Here is a 12,386-nt window from a genome sequence, read left to right as displayed (position 1 = left end):
CGATCTCCTGGCGGATGGCAAAACCAAATCATGCCTCTTTGGCATGATTTTGATAATTTAAATTCATTTTTTGCAGGTTTAACCCATCTCTATACTGTGAGCAAGTTCACAGAAAGACCCATATCATGAAAGCCCTCTCCCTTCGCTGGTTCCAGACTCCCTTCCAAATCGCCCTGCTGGCCGCCATCTGGCTGCTGGCCGATACTGCGGTGCGCACCCTCCACCTGCCGCTGCCTGCCAACCTCACCGGCATGCTGTTGCTGCTGGCCTGCATCCTGCTCGGGGTGGTCAAGGCCCAGTGGTTTGAAGCTGGCGCCCGCTGGCTGCTGGCGGAGATGCTGCTGTTCTTCGTCCCCGCCGTGGTGGCGGTGGTCAACTATCAGGAGCTGCTGTTGCAGGAGGGGTGGCGCATCATGGTGGTGCTGCTGGTGAGCACTACCCTGGTGCTCGGCACCACGGCACTGGTGGTGGACAGGGTCTACCGCCTCGAGTTGAAACTGGCCCGCCGGAGTCGTCGTCATGTCTGATACCCTGCTCGGCCTGCTCTGCTTCGCCCTGACCCTGCTCTTCTACTACGCCAGCAAATGGCTCTACGGCAAGAAGCGCATCCTGCCGCTGATGCCGCTGCTGCTGGCGCCGACCCTGCTGGTGGTGGTCGTCATGCTGTTCCATATCCCCTATCAGGACTACATGGCCGAATCCCACTGGCTGCTCTGGCTGCTGGGGCCGGCCACCGTCGCCTTCGCGGTGCCGGTCTACGAGAACCACCGGCTCATTCGCCGCCACTGGCTGTCGCTGTCGGTGGGGGTGGTCGCCTCGGTCATCATGGCGGTGGGCAGTACCGTGCTGCTGGCCCGCTGGCTGGATCTCTCCGACATGCTGCAGCGCAGTCTGGCGATGCGATCCATCACCACCCCCTTCGCGGTGGAGGCGACCCGCGCCATCGGCGGCCAGAGCGATCTCACCGCGCTGTTCGTGGTACTGACCGGGGTCATCGGCATGGCGGTGGGAGAGAGCGTGCTCACCCTGCTGGCCATTCGCAGCCGGCTCGGCAAGGGGGCGGGCTTTGGTGCCTCGGCCCACGGCGCCGGCACCGCCAAGGCCTATCAGATGGGCAACGAGGAGGGGGTAGTCTCCAGCATGGTGATGATGATCGCCGGCATGGTGACCGTGCTGCTGGCGCCTCTGCTGGGTCAGCTGTTCTGGTAGCGATCCCGCGGCAGGTCAAGGGCGCAGGTTCCGGCGCCGGAGAGCCCGTCCCGACGCCATCAACCGCTACACTCAACTCAATGTGACAGTAGTGAGCGGTATGATGAACCACAGAACGATGATCCTGGGGCTGCTGGCCGGCAGTCTGCTCTTCTCCCCCCTGCTGCCGGCCGCGGACATAGTGACCTATGTCAGCCCGGAGAGTGACCGGGATTTGCGTTCCCTCTACGGCCAGCAGCTGCTGCAGCTGGCGCTGGAGAAGACCCGCGACAGCTTCGGCGATTACGAACTGCGCCCGGCCCCGTCCATGAGCCGGACCCGGCTGCGCCAGGTGCTGCAATACAACCTCTACCCCAACCTGCTGGCCATCGACAGCTTTCCGCGCCCGGAGGGGAGCCACGACCTCGACTATGTCCGCTTCCCGGTGGATCTCGGCATCCTCGGCTATCGCATCTGCTTCGTCAGCCCCAAGCAGCAGCAAGCCGTGGCCCAGGTGCGCACCCTCAGCGATCTGCAGCAGTTCACCCATGGCCAGGGCCGCGGCTGGCAGGACGCCGACATACTGCGCGCCGCCGGCTTCAAGGTGCAGGAGGTCGAGGGCTACGAGCGGTTGTTCAAGCTGGTGGTGCGCGGCCGGGTTGACCTCTTCTGCCGGGGTGCCAACGAACTGCTGAGCGAGCTGGATACCCACAAGGATCTGGGGCCGCTGATGGTCGACCAGCACCTGGCGCTCTACTACCCCTTCGTCCACCTCTTCTACAGCCACAAGGAGAACCAGCATGCCTTGCGCCGGATCCGGGCCGGCCTGCAGCTGGCCTGGCAGGATGGCTCACTGCAGGCGCTCTGGCTCAAGACCTACCAACCGGCGCTGGCGTTTGCCAGGCTCGACCAGCGGCAACTGTTCAGACTGGACAACCCCCTGCTGCAGGGGCTCGACTTCGATTACCACCCCTATCTTTACGATCCCCTCACCCAGCGCTTCGGACCGGGCGAGCCCGCTACCGGCAAACCCTGACCCCGCCTCTGCCGCCCACGGCCGGGAGAGTCACTACACTCAGAAGAGTCTCTGCTTTTCACAGGAGCGCATGATGCACTGGACCCCGCTGCTCGCCCTGCTGACGGCCATGCCCGTGCTGGCCGGCCCGACCCTGTTCACCTACATGAGTCCGGAGAGCGAGCACGACCCCAGAAGCACCTATGATCGCGAAGTCCTGCGCCTGGCGCTGGAGAAGACCCGTGCCAGCCATGGCGACTACCGGATGCAGGCCGCCCCTCCCATGACCCTGGCCAGGATGTGGGTCAGCCTGCGCTTCAACCACTACCCCAACCTGTTCGCCATGGACAGCTATCGCGCCGATCGGGACATGAGCGGCATCGACTACGTGCGCTTTCCCATCCATATCGGCATCGTCAGCTACCGCATCTGCTTCGTCAGCCCCACCCGCAAGGATGAGGTTGCCAAGGCCACCAGCCTGGATGAGCTGAAGCGCTTCGACATCGGCCAGGGCAAGGGCTGGCTCGACGTAGAGATCCTGCGCCGGGCCGGCTTCAAGGTGCTGGAGGTGGAGGGCTACGAGCAGCTGTTCAAGATGGTGGCGCGCGGCCGTTTCGATCTTTTCTGCCGCGGGATCAACGAGTTGCCTCAGGAAAAGCTGAACCACAAAGAGGTGGAAGGACTGATGATGGATGAGAGCCTGGCCCTCTACTACCCCCTGCCTCGGGTCTTCTTCACTCACAACGGCAACCGGCAGGCCATCGACCGGGTGCAGCAGGGGCTCAAGGCTGCCTGGCGCGACGGCTCCCTGCAGGCGCTCTGGCTGAAAGCCTTCAAACCCTCCCTCAGCTTCGCCCACCTCAATACCCGCCGGCTGTTCCGGCTGGAAAACCCCTACATCAAGGGGATCGACTTCAACTACCAGGCCTACTTCTACGACCCGGTGCATGAGCGCTTCGGCTCCGGTGACTAGGCGGCCCCCCGCCATGCCGGCGCGACCATGAAAAAGCCCGGGTCACTGACCCGGGCTTTTTTTCCATGCCTCGTCTCCATGCCTCGTCAATCCTCGAGGAAGGTCCACTCGTCGCGCACCCGGCTGATGGCGTCGAGCCGGCGCTTGGCCAGCTGCTCGCGAATAGCCTCCCCCTTGAAGCCGGCCGCCACTATCTCCTTCACCGGCACCGCCTGGGCGGCCGCTAGCGCCTGCGCCACATAGTCGGGTTCGGCATAGACCCGCTCCTCGAAGCCGGTACGGCCGTGAAAGTCGGCCCGGCAGGCGTCCAGCAGCTGGGCGAAGCGCTCTGGCCTGCGCCAGGCGTCGGCCTTGTCGAACACCTTGAGCAGGGTCGCGGGCTTGAGCTCGAAGGCGATGTGGATATGGGTGTGCAGGTCGCTCACCAGCAGGGCCAGGTCACGACACTCGTTCGGTACCCGGAAGCGCTCGCAGAAGTCGCGGATGAGCGGCAGCCCCTTCTGGCCGTGACCGTGGTGGCTCGGCCAGAACTCCGGCGGGGTCAGCCCCTTGCCAAAGTCGTGGCACAGCGCCGCGAAGCGCACCGCCAGCTCCGGCGAAAGCCGACAAGCCTGCGCCAGCACCATCATGGTGTGGATGCCGGTATCGATCTCCGGGTGCCACTTGGCGGGGGCAGGCACCCCGAACAGGGTATCCAGCTCGGGGAACAGCGCCGCCAGGGCGCCGCACTCGCGCAGTACTTCGAAGAACACCTGCGGGGTCGGTCCCAGCAGCACCTTCTCCAGCTCCTTCCAGACCCGCTCCGGGGTCAGGTGGGCCAGCTCACCGGCCTCGGTCATCTCGCGCATCAGCGCCAGCGTCTCGGGAGCCACCACGAAACCCTGGGCGTGGAAGCGGGCGGCGAAGCGGGCCACCCGCAGGATGCGCAGCGGATCTTCGGCAAAGGCGGGGGAGACGTGGCGCAGCAGCCGTTGTTTCAGATCCTCGATGCCGCCATAGGGATCGTGCAGTTGCCCCGCGTCATCTTCGGCGATGGCGTTGACGGTGAGATCCCGGCGCAGCAGATCCTGCTCCAGCGTCACCTCCGGCGAGGCGTGGCAGACGAAGCCGGTGTAGCCCTGTCCCTGCTTGCGCTCGGTGCGGGCCAACGCGTACTCCTGCTGGGTCTTGGGGTGCAGAAACACGGGAAAGTCACGGCCCACCTGGGTAAAACCCAGCGCCAGCATCTGTTCCACGGTCGCCCCGACCACCAGGTGATCCCTGTCCCCCTGCGGCAATCCCAGCAGGCGATCCCGCACCGCGCCCCCAACCAGATAAGTCTGCAAGCTCTGTCTCCCTTGATAAACCTGTCCCGATTATACCGGTTTGACCGATGGAGACTATTCCCGGCCCGACATCGACGCCATACGAGCCCGATTGGCGGTGCGCCGTCGATACTCACAGGCCCTTTTTCTCACCGCCAGCCGCCATGACCGCAGCCCTGATTTCCCCACCGGGAGATCAGGGTGCGCGCTGGCCCCCCTTATGGCATCCGGGTCTTTGACATCCCTTGGGGGAGGCTTTAACCTGCCGCCCATAACAACGGAATGGATCCTTATGTACACACAGTTCTTCGGTCTGTCGGAGCACCCGTTCTCCATCTCGCCCAATCCCAAATACCTCTACATGAGTGAACGGCACGGGGAAGCCCTCGCCCACCTCAACTACGGGTTGCAGGATGGGGGCGGCTTCGTGCTGCTGACCGGGGAAGTGGGCACCGGCAAAACCACCGTCTCCCGCTGCCTGTTGCAGCAGTTGCCGGCAGAGACCGAGATCGCCTACATCCTCAATCCATCCCTGACCGAACGGGATCTGCTGGCGGCCATCTGCGACGAGTTCCAGCTGGGCTATGGCCAGGATGCCGGCCTCAAGCAGCTGTTCGACCTCATCCGTGATCACCTGCTGGCCAATCTGGCGGCTGGCAAGCGCAGCGTGGTGCTGGTGGACGAAGCCCAGCACCTGCTGCCCGGCGTGCTGGAGCAGTTGCGTCTGCTCACCAACCTGGAGACCGACGAGAAGAAGCTGCTGCAGGTGGTGCTCATCGGCCAGCCCGAGCTGCAGCAGATGCTGCGCCAGCCCCTGCTGCGCCAGCTGGCTCAACGCATCACCGCCCGCTACCACCTGCTGCCGCTCTCCTGCCAGGACGTGGACGCCTATGTCCGCTTTCGTCTGCAGGTGGCCGGCTGCGTGCAGCCCATCTTCACCCCCAAAGCTATCCAGACCCTGCACCGCCTCTCCGGCGGCATTCCGCGCCTCATCAACCTCATCTGCGACCGCGCCCTGATCGCCGCCTTCGCCCGCGGCAGCCACAAGATAGTGCACGGCGACATCAGCCTGGCGGCCTTCGAGGTGAGCGGCATCCGTGACGAGGGTACCTGGCAGTCCGGCCTGATGGTGGCGCTGGTTGGCGCCTTGCTGGTGGCCACCGGCTGGTGGGGCTGGCAGTTCTTCGGGGTCTTCCCGACCCGTCCGGTGGTCACGGTGGAGGTGCCGGTCAAGGTGGACGACACCCCGGAGCAGCAGGAGCAGCTGACCCGCGCCATCAACCAGGCGCTGGAGCCGGACAGCGCCATGCAGAATCTCTACAAGGTATGGGGCTACCAGACCGAACTGGAAGAGGCCACCTGCGACAACGCGCCGCGCGCCGGCCTGCGTTGCCAGGAGGGCGAGGCCTCCCTGGCCGATCTGCAGGCCCTGCAGTATCCCGCCCTCGTCAGCCTGACCGACGAGACCGGCGGCACCTATTACGCCACCCTGGTCAACCTCGGCCCCGACAAGGCCAATCTGCTCATCGGCAACCAGAGCTGGCAGGTGGACCGGCAGTGGCTGAGCGATTACTGGGGTGGCAGCTACACCCTGCTGTGGCGCATGCCCAAGGGCGGCGTCACCCTGATCGGCAACAACGCCGGTCCCACTCAGGTGCAGTGGCTCGACAACGCCCTCAGCCGGGCCCTGCAGCAGCCGGATCGCAAGGTCCGTCGCTTCGATGCCGAGCTCAAGACCAAGCTGCAGCAGTTCCAGCGCGAGCAGGGACTGAACCCGGACGGCATCGCCGGCAGCAACACCCTGCTGCGCCTCAACGTGATGGCCGGCGAACCCATGCCGAAGCTGGAGGATGACGCCCAGCGGGCCAGCAAACCGGCCAAGCTGGATCCGGCAGAGGATGATGCCATCAACACACTGTCGGAGGAGGCTTCCTGATGTCCACCCTGCTCAAGGCGCTGCGGCGGGCCGATCAGCCCCAGTTCACCCCGCACATTCCGGCGATGGGGCTGCCGGTCAGCCAGGATGAGGAACAACCCAGGCGCTGGATCTGGTGGCTGCTGGCCCCGCTGGCGCTGGTGATGGGGGCCGCCGCCAACTATGGCTGGCACCTGCTCAACAACCGCCCCATCGAGAAGACGGTGGAGGTGAAGGAGGTGGTGACCCCGCCCTTCGTGCGGGTCGAGCCCAAACCGATGATCACCCGGCCGCTGCCACCGCCGCCGCCCGAACCCGTGGTCACCCCCAAGGTCGATGCACAGCCTTCACCGGCGCCCGCCGACAGCAGCCAGGGGCTGGCCGAGCGCATCCTCAATGCCCTCAACAACACCCCGTTGCAGCAGAGCGCGCCACCGCAGGTGCCGGAAGAACTGCAGGCCACGCCGCTCAACGCTCTGCCGCAGGCGCTCCGCCAACAGGTACCGCCGCTGGCCTACGGCGCCCACGTCTTCTCCTCCAACCCGGCCAACCGGGCCGTGAGGTTGAACGGGCGCACCTACCGGGAAGGGAGCGAAGTCGCCCCCGGCGTCACCCTGCTCGCCATCGCCCAGGATTACATCATCCTGCAGGTGGGTGGGCAGAATGCCAGCCTCAAGGCGCTGCAGGACTGGCGCGGCTGAACCGCGCATACCACCGCCATTTCAAGAGGGAGCCTGAGAGCTCCCCTTTTTAATCAATGACATGAGAACAACGTGAGCAATCCGAACAACACCACCTTCGCCAACCGGGCGTTGCACTGGTATCAGCGCCAAGACCGCTACACGTTAGTCAATTTAGTTTTAAATCAATAATATGAGCATAATGTGAACAACTCAGATAACGCGACCTTCGCCACCAGGATCCTGGACTGGTATCAGCTCCACGGTCGCAAGACCCTGCCCTGGCAACAGGAGAAGACCCCCTACCGGGTCTGGGTCTCGGAAATCATGCTGCAGCAGACCCAGGTCGCTACGGTCATTCCCTACTATCAGCGCTTCATGGCCCGCTTTCCTGACGTGCTGGCACTGGCCGACGCCCCCATCGACGAGGTGTTGCACCACTGGACCGGGCTCGGCTATTACGCCCGCGCCCGCAACCTGCACAAGGCGGCCCAGCAGATCCGCGACCTCCATGGCGGCCTCTTCCCGGAGCGGCTGGAGGAGGTGATGGCGCTGCCGGGGATCGGCCGCTCCACCGCGGGCGCCGTACTCTCCCTCTCCCTTGGCCAGCCCCACGCCATCCTGGATGGCAACGTGAAGCGGGTACTCACCCGCTGGCTGGCCCTGCCCGGCTGGCCCGGCCAGAAGCAGGTAGAAAACGATCTGTGGGAGCTGGCCATCCGCCTCACCCCCAAGCTCGGGGTGGCCCACTACAACCAGGCCATGATGGACATGGGGGCCACCGTCTGCACCCGCAGCAAGCCCGCTTGCGAGCGCTGCCCGGTGCGGGAGGATTGCCAGGGGCTGTCGCAGGGCAACCCCACCGCCTACCCCAACAGCAAGCCCAAGAAGAGCATCCCGGCCCGTACCGGCATCATGCTGCTCATCCGCCACGGCGATCAGCTGCTGCTGGAGAAGCGGCCGCCGCAGGGGATCTGGGGCGGGCTCTACTGCTTCCCCCAGGTGGAGTCGGACGCCGAGGTGGCTGGGCTGTTGCAGCGGCTCGGCCTGACCGGCAGCGAACCCCGCGAACTGGCCGGTTTTCGCCATACTTTCAGCCACTTTCACCTCGACATCCGGCCCATGCTGATCGAAACCGACGCGCCGCCGGCCCCCCTGCTCATGGAAGCGGATAACCGACTCTGGTATAACTTACGCCATCCTGCAGAGGTGGGTCTGGCGGCCGCCACGGCCCGTCTGCTCGCCTATCCGGACTTACAACCATAGAGGTCAACATGAGCCGTACCGTATTTTGCCAGCGCCTGAAAAAAGAGGGCCCGGGTCTCGATTTCCAGCTCTACCCCGGTGAACTCGGCAAGCGCATTTTTGACAACATCAGCAAGGAAGCCTGGACTGAGTGGCAGAAGAAGCAGGTGATGCTGATCAACGAGAAGAAGTTGAACATGATGAACCTCGAGCATCGCCAGCTGCTGGAGAAAGAGATGGTGAACTACCTGTTCGAAGCGGGTGAAGTGGCCATCGACGGTTATACCCCGCCCAGCAAATAACCTGTGAACGGGGCCGGCCTGCGCAGGTCGGCCCCGTCGACTCACGGCAACGACGGAAGTGACGGGCGGCCCGCCGCCCAGTTTGAGGACTCTATGGGCCGAATTTTCTGGCTGCTGTGCACCCTGCTGTTTCTCTCTGCCTGCTCATCCTCCCCCAAGCCCAATGGCAACGAGGATGACGATCTCGTCAACGGCAAGGACATCCGCGGTTTCGAACACATGATCAGCGCGCTCTCCCACAACGTGAACGAGATTTGGGGGCGTGAGGCGCTGTTTGCGGGCAAGTTTGACTACGTCAAATACACGGATCAGTACAAGAGCCGGGCCCACATCGACTTCTCCAGCGGCCACATCATGGTCGAGACCGTCTCCGGCATCGACCCGCGCTCCCACCTGCGCCGCGCCATCATCGAGACCCTGCTTACCCCGGACGATCCGGCGGAAGTGGATCTTTACTCCGACGCCGAGATCCTGCCCGGCGGCGAGCCCTTCCTCTACGGCCAGGTGCTGGACAACCAGAGCCAGCCGATCCGCTTCGACTGGCGCGCCGAGCGCTATGCCGACTACCTGCTCAACACGGCGATGAAGAAGCGCACCCTCGGCATTCGCACCATCTTCTTCGTCGACATCCCCATGGTGGCCAACCACGAGGATCGACGGGGCTACAAGTACGCCAGCCTGATCCGGGAAGCCTCCCGCAAGTACGGGGTGGCGGAGAGCCTGATCTACGCGGTGATCAAGACCGAGAGCAGCTTCAACCCCTATGCGGTCAGCCATGCCAACGCCTACGGCCTGATGCAGGTGATCCCGGCCACCGCCGGGCGGGACGTCTACGTGCGGGTCAAGGGCAAGAGCGGCCAGCCGACCCGGGAGGACCTGTTCAACCCGGCCTACAACATCGACGTCGGAACCGCCTACCTGCACCTGCTGCAGACCGTCTATCTGGTGGATATCCAGGATCCGCGCTCGCGTCGCTACGCCGTCATCTCGGCCTACAACGGCGGTGCCGGCGGGGTGCTCAATACCTTCTCCAGCGACCGCAAGGCGGCGCCCGGCATGATCAACCAGCTCTCGCCCGAGGCGGTCTACCAGATCCTGACCGAGCAGCACCCCAAGGCGGAAGCCCGCCGCTATCTCTACAAGGTCAACCAAGCCGAGAAGGGGTTCAAGCGCACGCTGGCCCGCACCGGCTGACGCCGGGATACGATATGCAAAAGGGCGCCTCATGGAGGCGCCCTTGTTACGTCTGGCGTGCGGAGTCAGCTCTTATTTGGCGATGAAACCACCCTTGCTCTGCGGGGCTGCACCTACCTTCTCCAGCTTCTCCACCTCCACTTCGGTCTTGTTCCAGCTGTGGTCCACCTCGCCACGGATGCGGATCAGATCGTCCGGGCCCACTTCGGTGCCACGCCACACATCCTGATCCACTTCCACCTCCACCTCGCCACTGGCGTCGCGGAACAGATAGTTCTCGCCGCCCAGGTGCTTGACCAGCTTCCCTTCCAGGGTGGCCCAGCTGTCATCGGCCAGATCCTTCAACTGCGCGACGGACACCTTGTTCTGCTCCTGCGGGCCGGTATATGCCGCCATGGCGAAAGAAGAGATGGACATCAGGGTCAACAGACCGATTACGCTTGCCTTGTTCATTTCATGCTCCTGTCATTGGGTACGGGTGCAGTCTGCCTGCCGGGGCGTGAAACAAACGTGAAGCCTCCCCATCTGGGTGAAGGGGATGTGACCGTAATCGATTTAATCAGCCCGCACTGCTGCGAAATAAAATTCGGCCTTATACCCTGCAAGATGGCAAAACAGCTTCCCAGCACCTTTGCCTATCGAGGAACAGCCTGCAGGCACCACCTGCTTCCAATCAATGAGAACAACAAGATGAAGAAATGGTTTGTGTGTTTATTGGGACTCTTCGCGCTGACAGTTCAGGCAGCCGACAGTCGTCCCGCCTTCTCCCGGATCGTGATGTTTGGCGACAGCCTCTCCGACACCGGCAAGATGTACAGCAAGATGCGCGGTTATCTCCCCTCCAGCCCTCCCTACTATCAGGGCCGCTTCTCCAACGGGCCGGTCTGGCTGGAGCAGCTGACCCGGCAGTTCCCGGGGCTGACCATCGCCAACGAGGCGGAGGGGGGCGCCACCGCGGTGGCCTACAACAAGATCTCCTGGAATCCCAAGTATCAGGTCATCAACAACCTGGATTACGAGGTAACCCAGTTCCTCCAAAAAGACAGCTTCAAACCCGATGATCTGGTGATCCTCTGGGTCGGTGCCAACGATTACCTGGCCTATGGCTGGAACACCGAGCAGGATGCCAAGCGGGTGCGCGACGCCATCAGCGATGCGGCCAACCGCATGGTATTGAACGGCGCCAAGCAGATTCTGCTGTTCAACCTGCCGGATCTGGGTCAGAACCCCTCGGCCCGCAGCCAGAAGGTGGTCGAGGCGGCCAGCCATGTCTCCGCCTACCACAACCAGCTGCTGCTGAACCTGGCACGCCAGCTGGCCCCCACCGGCATAGTCAAGCTGTTCGAGATCGACAAGCAGTTCGCCGAGATGCTGCGCGAGCCGCAGAACTTCGGCCTGAGCGACACCGAGAACGCCTGCTACGGCGGTGGCTATGTGTGGAAGCCGTTTGCCTCCCGCAGTGCCACCAGTGTCGCCAGCGACAGCAGCCTCTCCGCCTTCAACCCGCAGGAACGCCTCGCCATCGCCGGCAACCCGCTGCTGGCCCAGGCCGTGGCCAGCCCCATGGTGCGTCGCAGCGCCAGCACCCTCGACTGCGAAGGCAAGATGTTCTGGGATCAGGTTCACCCCACCACTGTCGTGCACGCCGCCCTGAGCGAGCGGGCCGGTGCCTTCATCGAGGCTCAGTACGAGTTCCTCGCCCATTGATGACAAAGGGCCGACGACAGTCGGCCCTTTTTGTTGCGCAGCCCTTACAGGCTGGCACGGCTCAGCGGTAGCGCTTCACGATGCCGTCGTAGATGCCGTTCTGCTTGATGGTGGCCAGTGCCTCCTGCAGCCGCTTGACCACCTCGGGCGAGGTTTTCAGACTCGCCGCCACGTAGAGATCCCCCCCGGTAAAATCCTCGATGTCGTGCACTATCTTGAGGGTGGACGGCCCATAGCCCGCCTGGCGCGCATAGTAGTAGGCCGTCTCCTGCGACACCGGCCAGAGATCGATGCGCCCCATCAACAGTTTGAGCAGATTGGCTTCATGGTTGTTGTTGCGCTGCAGATTGGAAAAATTGCGGCTGATGAGGTACTGCTCCAGCGCGTCGTTGCGCACCGTGCCGATGGACCAGGCTCGCGCCTGTGACAGCTGGCTAAAGGGCTTGATATCGTCGCGCTTGGCCAGGGCGAACACATGGAAGTCGATACGCGCTATCACCCCGATCCACTGGAACTGCGCCTCGCGCTCGGGGAAGCGGCTGATGCTGTAGATGAGCACGTTGGGACGGCTGCGCGCCAACGAGATGGCCCGCGCCCAGGGGTAGATGTCCAGACTGTATTCGAAGCCGGCCTCTTCCAGCATGGCCTCCACCACCTCGGTGCCCAGCCCCTTGACCTCGGCCTCTTCCAGATAGTTGTAGGGGGCATAGTCTTCGGTCACCACCTGCAGGGTCTCGGCCGCCCAGCCCGGCACCAGCCATAACGCCCAGCACAGCCATATCCACCTGATGTTCATGCTCACCTCGCTGCAGACCCGCCTCGATTAACTATTGCGCCCCCTCGGCAGAGCGCAAATCACGGCG

General features: G+C 63.8%; 13 protein-coding genes. 10 read left to right on the top strand and 3 right to left on the bottom strand.

Annotated features, from left to right (window positions below):
- Nucleotides 1-125 precede the first annotated feature (125 nt).
- The 4 genes from AB5Y81_RS08520 (at nucleotide 126) to AB5Y81_RS08505 (ending at nucleotide 3,176) form a co-directional block, all read left to right on the top strand.
- Nucleotides 126-527 carry a CidA/LrgA family protein gene (locus tag AB5Y81_RS08520; RefSeq protein ID WP_019839011.1) on the top strand — a complete coding sequence of 134 codons (402 nt, stop codon included), beginning with the start codon at nucleotides 126-128 and terminating at the stop codon, nucleotides 525-527.
- Nucleotides 520-1,209 carry an LrgB family protein gene (locus AB5Y81_RS08515; protein ID WP_279485238.1) on the top strand — a complete coding sequence of 230 codons (690 nt, stop codon included), beginning with the start codon at nucleotides 520-522 and terminating at the stop codon, nucleotides 1,207-1,209. Before AB5Y81_RS08520 ends, AB5Y81_RS08515 begins: the two co-directional genes overlap by 8 nt.
- Before the next feature lie 118 nt (nucleotides 1,210-1,327).
- Nucleotides 1,328-2,224 (top strand): hypothetical protein, encoded by an 897-nt coding sequence (locus tag AB5Y81_RS08510; RefSeq protein ID WP_226009904.1) that lies wholly within the window; start codon nucleotides 1,328-1,330, stop codon nucleotides 2,222-2,224.
- Between the two features lie 73 nt (nucleotides 2,225-2,297).
- Nucleotides 2,298-3,176: an ABC transporter substrate-binding protein gene (locus AB5Y81_RS08505; protein WP_043171335.1), complete on the top strand. Its 879-nt coding sequence runs from the start codon at nucleotides 2,298-2,300 to the stop codon at nucleotides 3,174-3,176.
- A gap of 86 nt (nucleotides 3,177-3,262) precedes the next feature.
- Here the strand turns inward: AB5Y81_RS08505 and AB5Y81_RS08500 are convergent, their stop codons facing one another.
- Nucleotides 3,263-4,501: a multifunctional CCA addition/repair protein gene (locus AB5Y81_RS08500; protein WP_279485237.1), complete on the bottom strand. Its 1,239-nt coding sequence runs from the start codon at nucleotides 4,499-4,501 to the stop codon at nucleotides 3,263-3,265.
- Between the two features lie 271 nt (nucleotides 4,502-4,772).
- Here AB5Y81_RS08500 and exeA point away from each other — a divergent pair, with 271 nt between their 5' ends.
- The 5 genes from exeA (at nucleotide 4,773) to mltC (ending at nucleotide 9,816) form a co-directional block, all read left to right on the top strand.
- On the top strand, nucleotides 4,773-6,416 hold the full coding sequence (gene exeA / locus AB5Y81_RS08495) for a type II secretion system protein ExeA (protein ID WP_054543539.1): 1,644 nt from the start codon (nucleotides 4,773-4,775) through the stop codon (nucleotides 6,414-6,416).
- Nucleotides 6,416-7,096, top strand: a complete 681-nt coding sequence (exeB, locus tag AB5Y81_RS08490; protein WP_017765384.1) for a GspB family T2SS assembly factor variant ExeB — start codon at nucleotides 6,416-6,418, stop codon at nucleotides 7,094-7,096. The genes exeA and exeB overlap by 1 nt, the downstream gene beginning before the upstream one ends.
- 183 nt (nucleotides 7,097-7,279) lie before the next feature.
- Nucleotides 7,280-8,341 carry an A/G-specific adenine glycosylase gene (mutY, locus tag AB5Y81_RS08485; RefSeq protein WP_042006194.1) on the top strand — a complete coding sequence of 354 codons (1,062 nt, stop codon included), beginning with the start codon at nucleotides 7,280-7,282 and terminating at the stop codon, nucleotides 8,339-8,341.
- Nucleotides 8,342-8,349: 8 nt separating this feature from the next.
- Nucleotides 8,350-8,622: an oxidative damage protection protein gene (locus tag AB5Y81_RS08480; RefSeq protein WP_005305420.1), complete on the top strand. Its 273-nt coding sequence runs from the start codon at nucleotides 8,350-8,352 to the stop codon at nucleotides 8,620-8,622.
- A gap of 93 nt (nucleotides 8,623-8,715) precedes the next feature.
- Nucleotides 8,716-9,816: a membrane-bound lytic murein transglycosylase MltC gene (gene mltC / locus AB5Y81_RS08475; protein WP_279485236.1), complete on the top strand. Its 1,101-nt coding sequence runs from the start codon at nucleotides 8,716-8,718 to the stop codon at nucleotides 9,814-9,816.
- Between the two features lie 72 nt (nucleotides 9,817-9,888).
- On the opposite strand, the gene AB5Y81_RS08470 is transcribed toward mltC, so the two are convergent.
- On the bottom strand, nucleotides 9,889-10,269 hold the full coding sequence (locus AB5Y81_RS08470) for a YgiW/YdeI family stress tolerance OB fold protein (RefSeq protein WP_005305426.1): 381 nt from the start codon (nucleotides 10,267-10,269) through the stop codon (nucleotides 9,889-9,891).
- Between the two features lie 237 nt (nucleotides 10,270-10,506).
- Between AB5Y81_RS08470 and AB5Y81_RS08465 the strand changes: the two genes are divergently transcribed.
- A complete protein-coding gene (locus AB5Y81_RS08465; RefSeq protein WP_005305430.1) occupies nucleotides 10,507-11,523 on the top strand; it encodes an SGNH/GDSL hydrolase family protein in 1,017 nt (338 codons plus the stop codon).
- A 61-nt stretch (nucleotides 11,524-11,584) separates the two neighbouring features.
- On the opposite strand, the gene AB5Y81_RS08460 is transcribed toward AB5Y81_RS08465, so the two are convergent.
- Nucleotides 11,585-12,319: an ABC transporter substrate-binding protein gene (locus AB5Y81_RS08460; protein ID WP_017782489.1), complete on the bottom strand. Its 735-nt coding sequence runs from the start codon at nucleotides 12,317-12,319 to the stop codon at nucleotides 11,585-11,587.
- Nucleotides 12,320-12,386: the final 67 nt, after the last annotated feature.

The organism is Aeromonas sp. s2, assembly GCF_040907935.1.
Taxonomy (GTDB): Bacteria; Pseudomonadota; Gammaproteobacteria; order Enterobacterales; family Aeromonadaceae; genus Aeromonas; species Aeromonas dhakensis.
The sequence above is the reverse complement of the archived record's forward strand: the minus strand, read 5'-3'. Positions and strand labels throughout refer to the sequence as shown.